General features: G+C 44.6%; 9 protein-coding genes and 1 pseudogene. 8 read left to right on the forward strand and 2 right to left on the reverse strand.

All coding sequences use genetic code 11. The features are described 5' to 3' along the window. Nucleotides 1–198 precede the first annotated feature (198 nt). Nucleotides 199–1,176 carry a DNA polymerase III subunit delta gene (gene holA, locus QUA38_RS13140; RefSeq protein ID WP_333162397.1) on the reverse strand — a complete coding sequence of 326 codons (978 nt, stop codon included), beginning with the start codon at nucleotides 1,174–1,176 and terminating at the stop codon, nucleotides 199–201. A gap of 176 nt (nucleotides 1,177–1,352) precedes the next feature. Here holA and QUA38_RS13145 point away from each other — a divergent pair, with 176 nt between their 5' ends. The 6 genes and pseudogenes from QUA38_RS13145 to QUA38_RS13170 all read left to right on the forward strand — a co-directional run bounded on the left by QUA38_RS13145 (nucleotide 1,353) and on the right by QUA38_RS13170 (nucleotide 8,492). Continuing rightward, nucleotides 1,353–2,093, forward strand: coding sequence for a DUF1868 domain-containing protein (locus QUA38_RS13145; RefSeq protein ID WP_333071611.1), 741 nt, complete (start codon nucleotides 1,353–1,355; stop codon nucleotides 2,091–2,093). Between the two features lie 387 nt (nucleotides 2,094–2,480). Beyond that, nucleotides 2,481–3,671 carry a transposase gene (locus tag QUA38_RS13150; protein ID WP_333162406.1) on the forward strand — a complete coding sequence of 397 codons (1,191 nt, stop codon included), beginning with the start codon at nucleotides 2,481–2,483 and terminating at the stop codon, nucleotides 3,669–3,671. Continuing rightward, nucleotides 3,664–5,019, forward strand: a complete 1,356-nt coding sequence (gene cbiE / locus QUA38_RS13155) for a precorrin-6y C5,15-methyltransferase (decarboxylating) subunit CbiE (RefSeq protein ID WP_333162399.1) — start codon at nucleotides 3,664–3,666, stop codon at nucleotides 5,017–5,019. Before QUA38_RS13150 ends, cbiE begins: the two co-directional genes overlap by 8 nt. A gap of 1,781 nt (nucleotides 5,020–6,800) precedes the next feature. Beyond that, nucleotides 6,801–7,967, forward strand: a pseudogene (locus QUA38_RS13160) (Hsp70 family protein); the annotation flags it as partial. 117 nt (nucleotides 7,968–8,084) lie between these two features. After that, nucleotides 8,085–8,219: an alpha-2-macroglobulin family protein gene (locus QUA38_RS13165; RefSeq protein WP_333162408.1), complete on the forward strand. Its 135-nt coding sequence runs from the start codon at nucleotides 8,085–8,087 to the stop codon at nucleotides 8,217–8,219. Nucleotides 8,220–8,348: 129 nt separating this feature from the next. Beyond that, nucleotides 8,349–8,492, forward strand: coding sequence for a hypothetical protein (locus QUA38_RS13170; RefSeq protein WP_333162400.1), 144 nt, complete (start codon nucleotides 8,349–8,351; stop codon nucleotides 8,490–8,492). Nucleotides 8,493–8,717: 225 nt separating this feature from the next. Here QUA38_RS13170 and QUA38_RS13175 read toward each other — a convergent pair whose 3' ends face one another. Next, nucleotides 8,718–9,605: a CPBP family glutamic-type intramembrane protease gene (locus tag QUA38_RS13175; RefSeq protein WP_333162401.1), complete on the reverse strand. Its 888-nt coding sequence runs from the start codon at nucleotides 9,603–9,605 to the stop codon at nucleotides 8,718–8,720. Between the two features lie 293 nt (nucleotides 9,606–9,898). Between QUA38_RS13175 and QUA38_RS13180 the strand changes: the two genes are divergently transcribed. Continuing rightward, nucleotides 9,899–11,248, forward strand: coding sequence for a P-loop NTPase fold protein (locus QUA38_RS13180; RefSeq protein ID WP_333162403.1), 1,350 nt, complete (start codon nucleotides 9,899–9,901; stop codon nucleotides 11,246–11,248). Further along, complete coding sequence (locus tag QUA38_RS13185) at nucleotides 11,245–17,310, forward strand: WD40 domain-containing protein (protein WP_333162404.1); 6,066 nt, start codon at nucleotides 11,245–11,247, stop codon at nucleotides 17,308–17,310. The genes QUA38_RS13180 and QUA38_RS13185 overlap by 4 nt, the downstream gene beginning before the upstream one ends. Nucleotides 17,311–17,651 lie beyond the last annotated feature (341 nt).

Below are 17,651 nucleotides of genomic sequence, written 5' to 3' on the forward strand. Positions count from 1 at the left end.
AGCCGGCAAATAATATTAACCGATCGGCGTTCGGCGGACAATATTTATTTACCACATTAACTTCTACTTTGCCATTCAGAGAGTATTTCTAGTCTCTATTGACCTTTTGGCCCGCGATCCGGCATCCAGCACATAGCCGCTATCGAAATTTGTTGTAAAAATTTACAGTAAGGAGCCGATCCTGTGTCCTGTCACGCATCAGCGAAACAAGCTAGAAAGTTCTATAACTTTGGTTTGCAGGGTTGAGATTTCTTCCCGCCCCCGCTTTAAAGAAGCTTCTAAGTCTAGCAGCAAAGGCAAACTTTTTTGTAGTTTTTCTAAGCTGGCGTTCTTGACTTCTTGCCGAAAATAGTATACTCGTTTCGGATTGCCGAGATCTAGAGCTTGAGCAATTTTATCATCGCGATCGCCCGCTTGGATCATGGCCTTTACCCAAAGCCAAATCCGAAACTTACCAGTTAAGCCAGCCACAATCCTCAAACCAGGCTCGCTGCGGCCAGTTAAGCCTGCCAATAAATCCAAAGCGGCGGAGGTATTGCCCTCGCGAATCGCATCGGCTAGCTGGAAGGTATTTTGGGCGTGACAGTGCACCAGTGCCGCAACTTCTTCCGGGTTCAGAGGTTGGCTGCGGTTGCCCGCAAACAGCAGCAATTTTTCGAGTTCGCTGTATAGCTGGCGGGTATCGCTACCAATTGATTGGGCCAAAAGTTCGATCGCTGTGGCGGTCAATTTTACGTTCATTTCGGCGGCGACTTGGCGCACCCGCTGGACTAATTCTTTGTCATTCCAAGGTGGAATCGGTGAAAATTCCCGCACTTGGGCGGACTGGACAAGTAACTTGGTAGACTTGAGCCGGCTGTCGGGTTTTTTGACGGATGTCAGCAGCAGCACGGTGGTAGGGGGAATCACTGGCAGTGTTCGTTCCAATTGCGCTAACAGTTCTGGAGAACACTGCTGCGTAACAGTCGTATTTGCCAGCCAGACAAAACGGCTGCCGGTACCGAAGGGGGGCGTTAAGGCTCGATCGAGCCCTTCGACCACAGTGTCGGGTCGATCGGCAATAATCTTGTCATAGTTAAAAGTAGCCCAGTTGGGGTCGAGGACTGTTTGGCGCAAACTTGTCACAGCCTGCGCCATCGCAAAGTCGTCTTCCCCCCAAAACAGGTAAATTTGCATGAAAAACGCTCACTAGCCCAAAAAATCAGAGTTGCACGCGAGGCTTGTCCAACATATCCTGAATTGGGCTGTTGGAAGCCCGCGCCATAATATAAAATTTGGTGTGGGAGTATGTCACCGCGAGGAAATCAAGATTGGATGATACTTATCAAGCTTACGTAAATCGGGTGGCGCGAATGACGCTGCTGGACTCTTACAAGTCGCAGGTGGAACACATTCAGGAATCTCCAAAATTTAAGCCGGACGAAGCTGGTCACAGAGATCCTGTACCTTTTCCGGGTTATTCGGTGATTACGCCGCCGGCTGGGGAAGATGCAGAAAATGCTGCACTTTATAGTAATTTGCACTCGATCCAACAACGGCTATTGCATGAAATAGCGGACGGTGCGATCGTGGCACTGCCTCCTGATAGCTTCCATTTAACCGTAGCCGATTTGATTTGGAGCAGCGCTTTTCGAGATGCCTCTGATAAAAATCCCGAATTTGAGGAGCAACTGCGCTCGCGCATGGCCGATCGTTTTGCCGCCTGCAAACCCTTGGCGGGGGGCCCTCCCATTCGCTGGATAGTGCTGGGGTTGATGGTGATGACTAGAGCTGTGGGTGTTTGTTTAGCACCGACGGACGAAAACTCTTACAAGCAAATTCTGGAGTTTCGTCGATCGATCTATCAAAATCCCGATTTAATGGCTTTGGGAATCGAACAGCAATATCATTTTACGGCCCACATTACTCTGGCTTATTTTGGGGACGTCGGGCCGAACCTTGACCGCGATCGCTTGTGCGCTTTGCTGTCAGAGTTAAACGAGCAATGGCTGGACACGCCGCAAGAACTGTCTGTACACCGAGTGGAACTGCGGAAGTTTGACGACATGACCACCTACCTCCGGCAACCGGACTGGCCTGTGTTTGAGTTTTAACGAAGGAAGAGGGAAGAGGGAAGAAGGAAGAAGGAAGAGGATGGATGTGAAGATTTTTTCCATCTCCCACTCTCCCCATCTCCCCATCTCCCCATCTCCCACTCTCCCACTCTCCCACTCTCTCGCCCCCTCTCCCCTGTGACAAGAGTCAGGATATTGCCTATTAAATGCTTTAATTATTTTTGTTTGACAGTAAAGTCAAGGAAAAAATTTATGAAAAACCAGGAAAAATGAGTAATTCTGGTTTTTTACTTTTTGGTTAAAAAGTGACCAAAAAAATGGGATACAAGCCTCCCCCTTCAAGGGGGACTTTTGGTTAGGAATCTCTCCGAGAGGTTTGTGAATAAACAGAACCGCAATTATTCAGGTTGGCTCTACAATCGTTGTATGTTAAATCTAACCTACGAGTACAAGCTCATTCCTACCGATACGCAACGCCAGACTTTCGACCAGTGGCTCAATATTTGCCGCAAGGTCTACAACTTTGCATTGCGGGAACGAAAAGATTGGGTTAATTCTCGTAAGTGTGATATCAACTCGTGCAGCCTTAAGCAGGAATACATTATCCCTACTGATGAACCGCGTCCAACCTTTGCCCGTCAATGCAAATCATTGGCCCAAGCAAAAAAGTTAATTCCTGAGTTGAAACTACCTCACACCCATGTATTGCAGCAAGCATTGCGCCAACGAGAGGCAGCGTTTGTGGCGATGTGGGAACGAGGACACGGTTTTCGTAGATTCAAAAAGCGGATACGCTCATTTGTGTTCTCTCAATTGAATCTAGAATCCGTTAAACGGTTTGATGGTGCCGATTGGGTCAACCTACCCAAGATTGGGTTAGTTCAAATGCACCTGTCACGTCCAATCCCTCAAGGGTTTGATGTCAAGCAAATTCGCGTTGTCAAGAGGGCTTCTGGTTACTATGCCATGCTAACTTTGCAATGTGATGTCGCAGTGCCTCAAGCCTCACCTTCAGGGCATGAATTAGGAATTGATTTAGGGTTAAAACATTTTTTGGCAACTTCTGATGCTGAATTGATTGATAGACCTCGATCCTTTCTGAATGGACAACGCAAGTTGAAATTGCTGCAACGTCAACTCAAAGGCAAGAAAAAAGGTTCTAGAAAGTTTCGTCAAATTCATCACCAAATAGGCAAGCACCACGAATACATCTCGAACAGTCGCAAAGACTTCCATTTTAAGACCGCACATCATTTATGTAACGCAGCCCAAACAGTATTTGCTGAAGACTTGAACCTCAAAGCAATGTCAGCGGGAATGATGAGCAAGCACACGCTTGATGCAGGGTTTGGTCAGTTCCTGAATATCTTGGGTCATGTTTGCTTTAAGCGAGGTGCATACTTCGGCAAGGTAGACCCGAACCGAACAAGTCAAACCTGCCCAAGATGTCAAACTCATACAGGCAAAAAAGAACTATCCGAACGAGTACATAGATGTCAAACGTGTGGCTATGAAACGAATCGAGATGTTGCAGCCGCGCAGGTGGTGTTGGAGCATGGATATACAGCGGTTGTGCAAACCGCAGTGAATTTTGGGGAGGGCAAGCTACGTGAGTAGTCCCAATGAACCAAGAATCCTCGTGCCTTCGGGCCGAGGATTTGTCAAAGTACACGTGGTTGGTATAGGTTTAGATGGGGCGGCTGGGCTGAGCGAATCGGCGCGGCAGGTTGTAGAAATGGCTGCTCTGCTAATAGGGAACGAGCGCCATTTGAGCTATTTTCCCCAGCACGATGGAGAGCGCTGGGCGTTGGAAGATTTGACCGAAGCAATTCTGGAAATTCGGCGCTGGTGGGGGACTGAACCCGAATTAGAACCCTCTGGGGGGACGGTGGAACCCCGGGATCGACCGATCGTAATTTTAGTGGCCGGCGACCCGCTGTTCTACGGCTGGGGAAAGTTGTTAATTGCTCAATTGCCGGCAGAAAAATTGGCTTTTCATCCCCACGTCAGTTCTGTGCAGTTGGCTTTTAATCGCTTGCAAATCCCTTGGCAAGATGCTCATTTTGTTGGCTCTCAAGGACGTTATTTTGAGGAACTGACGGCAAAACTCAAACTCGGTGTGGAGAAAATTGCGGTGCTCGCCGACGAAACTCATACTCCGGAAGCCCTGGGAAATTTGGTGAAAGCTCTAGATTTGCCGACACGTTACGAGTTTTGGGTTTGCGAAAATTTGGGTGCGGCCGAGGAACGGGTAAGCCACAAATCTCTGGAAGCTTTGCTGAGAGAGTCTTGTGCACCGCTAAGCGTGGTGGTGATGCTGCGCGAGTCCCCCGCGAGGGCAGAACCTTTGGATTTGGAAAAGTTGCCTTTGTTGGGAATACCGGATGCAGCTTTTATGGGTTGTGGCGACAAGCCGGGTTTGACGGTTGAACGGGAAGTGCGGGTCTTGGTGCTGGGACAATTGGCTTTGCAACCGGGACAAGTTGTCTGGGATGTGGGTGCTGGTAACGGTTCTGTGTCGATCGAAATTGCTCGTTTATTCCCGCAGTCTGAGGTTTACGCGATCGAACAAACGGTTTCCGGTACTTCTGCAATCGAGTTCAACTACGGCCGTTTTGGGCTGCAAAATGTGTTTTCGATTAACGGAACCGCCCCGGAAATTTTGCACCGCTTGCGTCCTCCGCACCGGATTTTTATTGGCGGTAGTGGCGGAGGGTTGACTAAAATTTTGGGCGTTTGCGCCCTGCGGCTGCTTCCTGGAGGCTCGATCGTGCTTGCGTTGGATGCTTTTGAGGATATTGCTACTGTTTTGAGCTGGATGGGCGATCGGGTGCGCCGGGAACCGCACTGGAGTTACCGAATCGTGCAAGTGCAGTTGTCGCGTTCTGTGGCTGGGGGAAATTCAACTCGTTTTGATGCGTTGCGGCCAGTTTCGATTGTGACGATCGATCGACACTTGAATTAATGTCTGATTTTTAACCGCAGATTAACGCAGATTAACGTTAATAGGATTTACGCATAGTCTATTTGTATGGTGCCACAAGAGTAGCTTACCGCTACGAATTGGTTATACCAAATCCCTAATTTCAGCGTGCATCTAACCTACTGTGTGAAGGCTATTCTTAACTATAACGTAAAAATTGTAAAACTTAAATTTCGTTTTAAGAAGGGTTATAGGGAAAACTCTCCTCCTTAAGTAGTAACCTTCCACTGATGTTTTTAGATCAAGCCAAGCCAATATAAAAACACAGTTTATTCACCTCAAACAGTGCAATGTCTAATTTAAATATTCATGTTACCGACCCAGAACTGGCTCGTTACTATATCGATCGAATGTTAGTCGGAAATGCGTTCGCTTTCATCGATTCCCAACCCTCCAAACATTATGATAATTATCAAATTTCACTAGAACACTTTTACGGCCCACCGCAAAGGCGCACAATTCCCTTAGTGCCGAACGGTCAGATATTTCCCGGTTTTAAGATAAAATCGCAAATACCACATTTTAAAAAATCCCGTATATTCCTACCAGACAAGGAAATTTATCAAGCAATTCATGACTCGATACGTTTACTCATCATAGCCCCCGACTGGTTAATAAAAAAAAGCCAGGATGCAACATCACAGGAAATTGTAGAATTGGTGATCGAAAAAAATTGGAGCGTTTACCGCACTCAAAAAATCGAGTTAGGGGCAGAAGGACTAACCTTAGTAGAACTGTCTCAGCTTCCTGTAGGGAATTATCGAGTTTACGTGAAAGACAGGGAAGGCTGGGAATATCAAAATAAGAAATTTGAATGGTCTTTCAGTGTAGCTGAATATGTTCTCTCACCTTTGCAAGCTAGCCTAAAAAGCCATGAATTGCAGGAACATAATTTAAATTGTAGCCTGCAAGTCGAGGGTTTTAATCAACCGCTTAACCAACCCATACAAGTTGAATTGTGGATTGGAGAACACAAACTCGGTGAACAGCAACTAGAACCCGTCACAGTTGGGATTTATGACGCTAATTTCAATTTACCATTTTTCACTACTAAAAGATTAGAATTGCGGATCAGTTACCTCGATGCAGTGGCGACAGTTGTGATTCCCGGTTCCCAACAGGTATACCGAGGTACAACTTTTCTTTCAAATTTAGGGCGACAACTGCGAGTAAGCATGATGCCGCAACCGCAAACTAGGTTAGTGCGGGGACTGTATGTCAGTGAAAGTAGCAGGGTGGAAAATACCCCAGAGCCCGAGATGAATGATGGCTGGTACGTGTCTGGGTGTGAAACTAGCAAGGTGGAAAATACCCCTGCGATGATTGTTGACCCCACACCCGCCAACCGTCAAACGAAGTTGCGGTGGATGGTTGGAGCACAAGCAGCACGGTTATTAATATTAGATTTGCAAGGAAATGTTTGCTGTGAAAAAGACTTAGGCCATGTCTTTTGCGGACAGGAAATAGATATTGAAGTGCCCGCACCTGTAGGTTTGATAGCTATTGCTGCTTGGATAGAAGATAAAGCTTGGGAAGGTTGGTCAACATTACTTGTTCCTTCAATAGCACAGCTAGCTGTAAGCGCACCTGCAACTGCTAGTCCGGGCGCAACCGTAGAACTGAGTCTTACCGCCGATAAAGCTGCAGCCGTTTACCTGCGAGTGCGGGATAGCCGTTTAACAGGTGCTAGTCCTGAAGAAAGTCTCGTCGCCTCACTCCAGGAAAAGTTACAAGAAGTAAGTAATTGGGCAACTTCTCGCTATATTACACAAAACCTCACACAACACCCAGAATGGGGTCGTTTCAAAAGCAGCAACGTAGTCGGCATTGACTTGGGTGCAACTCGCTCAAAGATAGCTATTAAGAAGTATGGTCAAATTACTGCGATCGCTAGTATTCCTTCTGTGGTTGCGTATACTCAAGATGGAGCTTGCCTTGTAGGTGAGGAAGCTAAACGTCAAGCTGCACTCAACCCAGAAAATACTTTTCATTCTGTCAAGAAGTTGCTCGGCCGCAAATATGAGGAAGTCCTCCGCGAACCCAGTCAACTACCTTACCAAGTTACCAATGTTAATGGTGATATTGAGCTTAATTGTCCAAATATTGGGAAACAATTGACCCCCCAAGAAATACTAGCTAAAATTATCCGAAAACTGATTAAAGAGGCTAGTAACTACTTGGATGAAGAAGTAAATCAGGCCGTAATTACAGTTCCTGCTTATTTCAATGATGCTCAACGTCAAGCTACTAAAGAGGCTGGCAAACTTGCTGGAATAGAAGTATTGAGAATCATTGACGAATCTACAGCGTCGTGTTTAGCTTACGGGTTGGACAAAAAGTCTAACGAAACCATCTTGGTGTTTGACCTCGGTGGTAGCACGTTGGACTTGTCCATTCTAGAAGTTGGCGATTGCGTGTTTGAAGTGGTAGCCACTGCCGAGGAAGCTCATGTAGGAGGTGATGAATTTGACAATAAAATTGTCGATTTCATCGCGAATGAATTCCAAAGATCCGAAGGAATTGACATCCGAAAAGACAAACAAGCACTGCAACGTCTGACAGTTGCAGCAGAAAAAGCCAAGATTGAACTGTCGAGAGTTACCGAAGCCCAAATCAACTTGCCGTTCATTACCGCGACTCCAGACGGGCCAAAACACTTGGACACGACTTTGACGCGGGCCAAGTTTGAAGAAGTGTGCTCGGATTCGATCGCTCGCTACCGCATCCTCGTAGAAAACGCCCTAGAAAACGCCATGCGCGAGGCAAAACTTGACAAATCTCACATTAATGAAGTTGTTTTAGTTGGCGGTTCTACCCAAATTCTAGCAGTTCAAGCATTAGTCAGGCAAATGCTGAATAAAGAACCTCAGCAGAGTATTAACCCAAATGAAGTAGTGACTTTCGGTGCTGCGATTCAAGCAAGTTTTCTTAATGAAAGTTATGGTTGCGTATATTTGCATGATTTGCCCGATCGCGCTAATGAAAAATTCTTGCCACGGACTGACTTTGCTGATGTAGCTTACTGCGGTATTGTTCGCGTCGATGAATTGGGTAAGGCTGAGGTTAGTTTCAAATTACCCGATGCTATTACTTCCTATAATATTGAGGCATTTGCTCTGTCTCAGTCGGGTAAAGAATGGTGCAGTGTCAAAAAGCGTTTGGAGGTTTCCCTACCTATTTGAGCTGAATTTAAGCTACCTAAGTTCATTGATCCGGGCGATAAAAGTCCCGCAACTTTATACGTAAAGTGTGCTAGCGGGCAATTCGGGTTGCGGTTATTTTGTAACGGTGTCCCGGTTGAATTCAGTTTATTGGATGCTGAACAAATCGCACCCAATACTTATCAAGGCAATCAAGCTAAGGTAATTTTTGCAGTACAGCCTGGTGAGTGGCGGGCAGAAGTGCAGGATTTAGTTACTCAAGATTATGATGTTTGCGTTCGCACTGTTGGTTAACTCGCTAAGTTTCAAGAAGTGGCACAGCGCTTTCAAATATTGCGGGCTGACGAAACTTTTGATTTGCGAAGTTAAACGATTTTCAGTAGACTTTTGCGGTCAAAAAACTCTCAAAATTCCGCTGCGAGTCAGTGGTTACACTTTACCTGCTGGCGAACATTGGCGCGCGGTGGTAAGGAATATGTTTAATGAATAAGAAACGGGTAATTCGGGATTGTTGCGCGTTCAAGTTGGTGGTTGATAACCAATCACTATTGACAGTACGGCTGCTGTTGCTAGCAATAACAGAATTCCGGCTGCACCTGCTAGCGGCTTGGCGGCAATTCCTGTAATCCATTCTGGTACCCTAGAAGTAGGTTTAATTGCGCTTTCTGTATCTACGGTAGTTATACCCCAAATCCAAGCTGCGTGAATGCCGATCGCCAATCCTAAACTGCCATTGTCGGCGATGCGGGCTAATGTTAAAACCATCCCCATCAGCCACAATCCGGGCAGTTGCGGTAGAGTTTCTTTGGCGTCCCAAATTAGGTGGGCGATCGCAAAAATGAAACTGGCGATCGCTGCTGCGATTAGCACTGAGTAATCTTGCTGGAGGATTGTTTGCAAGCAGCCGCGAAAGATTAACTCTTCTGTGGCGCTTATCCACAGTGCTAATAACAGAGTCAGCAGACTAGCAGGGTTAAAAATTAAAGTCCAAAAATTAATTTGTTTTTCGACTGTTTCGGTGGTGGAAGTTTCGCTTTTTTTTAGCTCGATCCACCCTGCTGTTAATTGCAGACCGAATAAAATTACTAAGCTGATTATTCCTAATCCTAATCCCCGCATTAATGACATCAAAACTGCGGGTTGCCAATCCCAACCCCAGTTAATAAAAGATGTATTTTCGATCCAACTTGTCGCCCATAAAATGAATGGGACAATCACGTAGAGGGAAGCTAGTAAAGGTAGTTTTTTGTTTCCCAGGGGTTGGGGCGGATGCCATTTGAGGGCGATCGCCAGCACAATCGCTGCGGGAAGCCACACAACAATCCAAGTTGAGAAAAACAAGATTATTTTGACAATGGCTGGTATTGACGGCGACAGCAGTCGCAGGTTGTTTATGCTATTCCACATTTAATGGGTTGCGATCGGTACGCCTCTAATCAGTTAAAAACTTGACATTACTGGACAAATGGCAATAAATGTAACCATCAAAACGGTGAATGGGCGTGGCAGGGTTTCCAACGAATACTCTGCAAGCATACCTTTTCCACCGTCAAATCAAAAGCACCCGATTTCCTGACGGTAACTTTCGACACTGGAAGTTGGAGGGGTGTAAGTGCCCCCACACAGTCAGCATCGAGCCAGTGAGTGCTGAGAACCTAAATGCAGAATATAATCGAGCATAATATATAAGTGAGGCTTTGATGACACTAGATTTACACAGATTTTTTAAAGCATCCAATCCCAGCCGGACTCTTGATATCAGCCAACCTGAAGATCGACAGTATTACATCGATTTTTCAGCAGTGCGAGGGAGCAATCTGATCAAAGAACTGGGTCGTGCTATAATCTTCTCCCAAGATGAACCAAATTGTCAGTTATTCACCGGACATATCGGTTGCGGTAAGTCCACTGAATTATCGCGACTAAAAGCAGAGTTAGAACAAAAAAGTTTCCACGTAGTCTATTTTGAGTCTTCTCAAGACTTAGATATGGCAGATGTGGATATCAGCGATATCTTACTGGCGATCGCCCGTCAAGTGAGCCAGAGTTTGGAGGCAGCTCAAATCCAACTCCAACCAACCCGTTTCCAGAATTTACTCCAAGGAGCTGCCAACCTTTTAAACTCAGAAATCACGGGAATCAAAGCTAAATTTCCTGTCGTGGGCGATATCGGGATAAATGCAGAACCAGGAAAGTTTTCCCTAGCAGTAGGAATAGGAGAAATCACCACCAAAGCAAAGGATAGTAAAGATATTCGCTCTCTGTTAAGACAACACTTGGAGCCGCGAGTCAATAATATCTTAGAAGCCATTAATCAGGAACTAATTGAACCCGCCCAAAAGCAGCTAAAGCAGCAAGGCAAAGCCGGAATGGTCGTGATTGTTGACAATCTAGACCGGATTGATAGCAAGCCAAGGTCATCAGGAAGAACTCAACCTGAGTACCTTTTTGTTGACCGAGGAGAACAACTCAACAAACTCAAGTGCCACGTTGTCTACACCGTCCCCTTAGTTCTAGCTTTCTCCAATGACAAAGAAAATTTGACTAATCGCTTTGGCTCAGATCCTCAACTGTTGCCGATGGTGCGAGTGCATGAACGAGATGGCAGTCAATGCTCTGAAGGCATTGTTTTGCTCCGAAAAATGATTCTAGCAAGAGCTTTCCCTCATGTAGATTCAGAGCAACGCATCAGCTTAATCTCAGAAGTGTTTGACGCATCAGAAACGTTAGATTACCTCTGTCAAGTCAGCGGCGGTCATGTGCGAAACTTGTTAGTGCTGCTTAATAGCTGTATGAAAAAAGACGACCCGCCTTTTTCGCGCGATTTGGTAGAGCGAGTCATTAGCCAGCGGCGCAGCGAACTGAGTAAAGCAATCACGCCCCACGAATGGGAACTGCTACGGCTGGTAGCGCAACAAAAAACTGTCAGAGGTGAGGAAGAATATCAAACTTTACTGCGGAGTTTGTTTGTCTTTGAGTATCGCGATGCAGATGAAAGTTGGTTTGATATCAACCCTATTTTAGCAGAGGCAAAGGAGTTGCAATCATGAATGATTCGTCACCCGAATTAATACAGATTAATCAAGAGTCTTTGAAAACCCTGATCCGGGGAATTACTTGCTTTCAAGAAGAGTTTTCCTTAATTTTAGCCGTTTGCAACTACAGAACATTGCGGGAACAAATTGTGCAGCGGTTGCGGGAACAATGTCCGGTTCAGATACGGGAATTGGTGCTAGAAAAGTCCGTTCAAACTCTCTACACCAGGATTAAAGAAGAACTGGGTACAGAACAACCTAATGCACTAATGATAGTTGGTCTGGAGTCAGTGCGCGAACTCGACGCGGTTTTGACGGCCACCAATCAGATTCGAGAGGAGTTTCGCAACTTTAACTTTCCTGTAGTGCTATGGGTGACAGATGCGATCCTGTGCAAGCTGATTCGGTTGATTCCAGATTTCCACAGTTGGGCAACGACGGTGGAGTTTCAAATGACCGTGGACGAGTTGATTCAATTCATTCGGCAAACTGTTGATGAGGTGTTTGCTAAGGTTTTAAATTCTCGCGAGAACGTATTTTTAGATAATGCTGCACTAGATATTGAAAATGGTTCTCCGCGTTGTGCTGAACTCAAGTCAGCTCGTGAAGAATTGCAACATCGAGGGGTGACGTTAGATCCAGAGCAGGAGGCTGGTTTAGAATTTATCCTGGGTCGAGTCGCTGATAATTCCCATGTTGCATCTCGCAAGCATTACGAACAGAGTTTGGCTTTGTGGCAGCAAACAGGCGATCGCGCTCGTTGTGGACTTTTACTATTTTATATTGGACTGTGGTGGCGAAATTATGCAGCACGACATCGCGTGGAGTATCAGCAAGCTGCCGATCGCGCCAGAGAGTCTTTTCAACAGTCAATAGAGGCTTTTGAACAAGCCAACCGTCCCGACTTAGCGGCTAAATTTATCAATTTCTTGGCAGAGGTGCTGCATCGGCTGAAGCATTGGCGCGAACTAGAACTCGTGGCGCAAAAAGCCTTAGTTCTCCATCAAACCCATTACAACCAATTCAGACAAGCTCGAATTCATGGCTTTCTCGCTGAAGTGGCGTTGTCTAAATCCTTGTGGATTGAGGCAAAACAAGCGGCCGGGCAGGCTCTGTTTCTACTAAATGATGCTACAGAGACTATATCAAATCCATCACCGGAACAAAGTGTTTTATTGGATTTAGAACGTTCTTTTCATCAAGGTTGGTATTTATTTTCTCTAGCGAAAGCACAACAGCAACTTGGTCAGGTATCAGAGGCCATTGCTACTTTAGAAACTGCCAGGAATCAAACCAAACCTCAATACGACCCAGAGCTTTACATCCAGATTTTGACAAGTTTGCGAGAAGACTATTTCCAACAAGGACAATACCTCAATGCCTTTTATATTAAACAAGAGCGACAAGCGATCGAAAGTCAGTTTGGTTTTCGAGCTTTCATCGGTGCAGGGAGGTTGCAGCCAAAACAACAGATTGCCAACCCAGCGTTACCCTCTGCTGAATCGCAAGACGAAGTTGCCCAGGAAATCGCCGCTTCGGGACGGTTGCACAGTGTCGAACGCTTGCTGGAACGGATCGAGCGAGATGACTGCAAACTAACGATCATCCACGGGGAATCAGGGGTTGGTAAAAGTTCAATTGAACAGGCTGGACTAATCCCTGCTTTAAAACAAAAGCCGATAAATGCCCGCAGTGTTCTGCCAGTTTTACAGCAGGTTTATGCAGATTGGGCTGATGAACTGGCTAAGTGTTTGAAAAAGGAACTGGTCAGTATTCAAAAAGGATTTTCTTTAACCCTTTTTAGTGTCGAAGAAAGAGAAGATCGCGAATCTGATTTTGGGCTTAACTCTCCTACCTTGAGTTTAACAGAGTCTCTGCTCGCTCAGTTACGGGAAAATGCGGAGCATAATCTGTTAACCATTCTGATTTTTGACCAATTTGAAGAATTTTTCTTTATTTGTAAAGACAGCGTAGACAGAAAAAAGTTTTATGATTTTTTACGCGCTTGTTTAGATATCCCTTATGTCAAAGTAATTCTTTCCCTTCGAGAAGATTACCTGCATTATTTATTAGAGTGTACGCGATTCACCAGATTTGATGTAATTCATGATAATATTTTGGATAAAAATATTATTTTTTACTTAGGTAACTTTAAGCCAGATGAGGCAAAGTTAGTTATTCAAAATTTAACTGAAAGAACTCAGTTTGAGTTAGAACCTGCTTTGATTGACGAACTTGTCAAAGATTTAGCAGGAGAAGTTAACGAGGTGCGTCCAGTTGAACTGCAAATTGTGGGCGCACAATTACAATCTGAGAATATTACCACCCTAGCCCAATATCGACAAAAAGGGCCGAAAGCAGCACTGGTAGCGAGATTTTTAGAAGAAGTTATTAAAGACTGCGGTTCAGAAAATAAGCAGCTTGCTGAACTTGTTTTGTGGCTGCTAACAGATGAAAATAGCACTCGTCCCCTCAGAACTCGTGATGATTTAAAAAAAGGTTTAGAAGACTTACTAACAGATATCCGTCACTTAGAGTTAGTTCTAGAAATTTTTGTTAAGTCTGGGTTGGTATTGCTGTTACCTAGTTTTCCCGACAATCGTTATCAACTGGTTCACGATTATCTGGCTGATTTCGTGCGTCGCCAAAAAAATAATGAACTGATTGAAGAATTGGAAAAAGAAAGAGCGCAAAGAAAGCGCAGTGAAGCTGAGTTAAATCGGGTACTGAAACGCCAATTAAAACTGGCGATGGCTGGCGGGGCTATCATGGCAGTTCTCGCAGTTCTCGCAGGTGTATTTGGAGTTGAGGCGAAAATCGGTCAAACTAATGCTGAACTCAAGCAAATTAGTGCTAATTCCGAATCTTTATTGGCTTCAGATAAAGAGTTAGAGGCGCTGGTAGAAGGTTTAAAAGCTGGAAAGAAGCTCAAACACGGATGGAGAATAGAACCGAATACTAGGAATCAAGTGGTGTCGAGATTGCAGGAGGTTGTTTATAGCGTAAAAGAGCGCAACCGATTGGAGGGTCATACCGATACTATCACAGATATTAGTTTTAGCCCTGATGGCAAATTTATTGCTTCTAGTAGTAAAGATAAAACTGTGAAACTTTGGAACCGCGACGGTAGCGAGAAAAAACCTGCTTTACAAGGAAAATATAGGAATGAATTCACTAGCGTTGCCTTTAGCCCAGATAGTCAAATCATGGCTGCTGGAAACAAGGATAATAAAATCTACTTGTGGCGTCTTAATGGCACATTAATTACAACTTTAGAAGGACATCGCGACTGGGTGACAAATATTCGATTTAGTCCTGACGGTAAGACAATTGTTTCTGCTAGCCGGGACAATAGTGTAAGACTTTGGAAAATCGATGGCACTCCAATTAAAACGCTGCCAGGGCATAATTCTACTGTTAACATCGTGCGTTTTAGCCCGGACGGTCAAAGGATTGCTTCAGCTAGTGAGGATGGTACTATCAAACTGTGGAGTTTAGAGGGCAAGCCACTTCAATCTATAAATAGTCCTGGCGTTCTTGACTTGGGATTCAGTCCAGATAGCAAAACTCTGAGTGTAGCTAGTAGGGACAATACCCTGAAAATTTGGAAAATTGATGAGCGTATTTTACTGACAACATTTAATAGAGCAGATTTTTGGAGTCCTGTTTTCGCTTATTTCAGTTCTGATGGTAAGTGGCTGGCTGCTGTTAACAAATGGAATATAGCGACTCTTTTGAAAATAGAAGGTAGTAAAATTGAAGAGTTGACAGATTTAAGGCTTCCCACTTCGACAATTGGCAGCTTCAGTCCTAACGCTAAAACTATTGCCGTAGCTAGTAAGGACAATGTAGTGAAACTGGTGAGTCTTGATTCTGAGACTTTTGAGAGCCATGAAAAGCGAATGAATGAAAGCAATATTGTCGGGCTTAGCCCTGACAATTTCGCTGTGTCTATTGATGATAACCAGTTGAATTTTTGGAACAGCAAGGGAACCGTAAAAAATTCCATAGAACTTGCCGATCGCATGGAAAACACAAGTTTCAGTCCCGACGGTAAGGTAATTGCTTTAATGGGTACTCAGGCGACGACAAAACTGTGGAACAGTACAAACAAATTACTGAATACCTTCGAGCTGAATTCGTCATTTCCCGAAGTCAGTCCTGATGGTAAGCTCATGGTTACTGTAGAGCGAAATAATACAGTCAAGTTGTGGAGATCGGATGGCAAGCTAATTAGAAGTCTGCAAGGTCAGAAAGCACGCATTACGAAGGTAATTTTTAGTCCTGACAGTCGGCTGATTGCTACTGCCAGCCAAGACAATATAGTAAAGCTGTGGAACCAAGATGGCAAGTTTATAGGCACTTTGCAAAGCCATACAAAGAAGATTTCAGAAGTTATTTTTAGTCGTGACAGTCAGCTTATTGCTACTGTAAGTTGGGATAACACAGTGAAGCTGTGGAATCGCGACGGTTTACTGATTCAAACAATTGAAAAGTCGAGTGGCAGATTAAATCGAAGGAATCCTTCCGATAACAGTCAAGTAAGATTCAGCCCCGACAGTCAGATGTTATTTGTCCCTAGCAATTACAATGACGTGCAACTTTGGGGTCGCAATGGAAAAGTGATTCAAACCCTCAAGGGACATAATGGGCTAGTTTATAGCGCGATTTTCAGCCCCAACAGTCAAATTATTGCTACCACGAGTTCCGATCGCAATGTGAAACTTTGGAGGCGGAATGGGGCTTTGATTACCACTTTACCGGAAGACTTCTATAACGTTAATGTCAGTTTTAGCCTTGACAACCAATTGCTTGTATCAGTTGATTCTAGTAGTGTCAAACTTTGGGGTAGTGACGGTAAAAAAATCGCGCCTCTCGCAGAGAATAGCGATGATTCCCCTAAAATTAGTTTCAGCCCTGACAGCACAATTATTATATTGAGAGCTGAGGATAACGTCAAACTTTACAACAGAGAAGGTGGGGTAATTAAAACTATTAAAAATGACGGCGGTGACGTTCCTAAAATTAGTGTTAGTCAAGATGGAAGACGAATTGCCTCTGTTGAAAGGAATAATGTAGTAAACCTTTGGAGTAGTAATGGTAAGCTTATTCAATCCCTGACGGGACATCACAGTAAAATTACTTTAGTCAGTTTTAGCCCGGATAGTAAGATGCTTGCCACTGCGGACAAAGATAATACCGTAAAGCTTTGGCAGAGCGACGGTACACTCGTTCTAACTCTTAAGGGACACGGGAACCGGGTTGAAAGTGTGCACTTTGGAGCGGATGGCAAGACATTTGCTGTTTCCGGTGTAGAAGATGTGGTGCAACTCTGGAACAGCGATTACAAAAAGATAGTTGCCACATTAAAAGGACACGGCGATCGCATCAATAGTGTCAGTTTTAGTCCTACCAGTCAGCTAGTTGCCTCTGCCAGCGATGATAAAACAGTGAGACTGTGGGATTTTGATGGTAATGCACTCCATATTTTAGACAAGCATACAGATAAAGTAAATCGCGTCCGTTTTAGTCCAAACGGTAAGATACTTGCATCTGCCAGTGATGACAAGACCGTAAAACTTTGGAACTTAAAAGGTGGATTGATTAAAACTCTTGAAAAACATAAAAGTCCTGTTCGGGATGTAATTTTCAATCCGAATAGTTCAAAGATCGCCTCAGCTAGCGATGACAGCACTGTTATCCTCTGGGATTATCAAAGTGGCAAGCTTGAGCATCGCCTATCAGGACACAGTGCGTCTGTTAAAAGTCTTAGTTTCAGCCCAAATGGTGAGATGCTTGCCTCGGCTGATGATAGTGGTGCAGTTAAAATTTGGAGCCGTGATGGGATAATGCTAAAAAGTTTTAACCAGGAAAGTTTTGCTGGTGATAACATCAGCTTCAACTCAGATGGGCAGCAGATTTTTGCCTGGATTCGGGACAAAGAGAATTACTATTACGGTAAACCCTTGCTTTGGAGTATGAATCTCGATGATCTTTTAGGTATCGGTTGTCAGAAAGCAGGGGATTATCTGAAGAATAACCCGAATTTACAGGACGATCGCTCTCTTTGCGACTAGCTCTGAAATGGATAGTCAATAATTTCGGTATACTGAATTAAGTGTGTCCTGTCACGCGCGCGTGAAGAAGACCCTCAAACCGTCGAAAAATCGTTGCAGGCGATCGTTAAATCTTCTTGTTTTAACAGGTGATATCATGTCCCGTTGATTCGTCGTTATATGGGGGGCGGGTTTATAAAGCTGTGGGCTTTAAAATTAAGAATACTCGTGAATCCGCCCCTACACAACTTGACATTAGACAAGAATGAATCAAGATGTTTAAGTATATACAGCGTTTTCCGCTGTTATGAGGTACAATAGCAACAGTTAGCAAACCAATTTCTTAAATGCTGAGGATTTAT

Source organism: Microcoleus sp. Pol12B4 (assembly GCF_036701385.1).
In the GTDB taxonomy this organism is placed as follows: Bacteria; Cyanobacteriota; Cyanobacteriia; order Cyanobacteriales; family Microcoleaceae; genus Microcoleus.

What these genes read in the sequence shown, in the direction of transcription:
- holA (WP_333162397.1), bottom strand. Translation starts at nt 1,176, where the DNA reads ATGCAAATTTACCTGTTTTGGGGGGAAGACGACTTTGCGATGGCGCAG.
- QUA38_RS13145 (WP_333071611.1), top strand. Translation starts at nt 1,353, where the DNA reads ATGACGCTGCTGGACTCTTACAAGTCGCAGGTGGAACACATTCAGGAA.
- QUA38_RS13150 (WP_333162406.1), top strand. Translation starts at nt 2,481, where the DNA reads ATGTTAAATCTAACCTACGAGTACAAGCTCATTCCTACCGATACGCAA.
- QUA38_RS13175 (WP_333162401.1), bottom strand. Translation starts at nt 9,605, where the DNA reads ATGTGGAATAGCATAAACAACCTGCGACTGCTGTCGCCGTCAATACCA.
- QUA38_RS13180 (WP_333162403.1), top strand. Translation starts at nt 9,899, where the DNA reads ATGACACTAGATTTACACAGATTTTTTAAAGCATCCAATCCCAGCCGG.
- QUA38_RS13185 (WP_333162404.1), top strand. Translation starts at nt 11,245, where the DNA reads ATGAATGATTCGTCACCCGAATTAATACAGATTAATCAAGAGTCTTTG.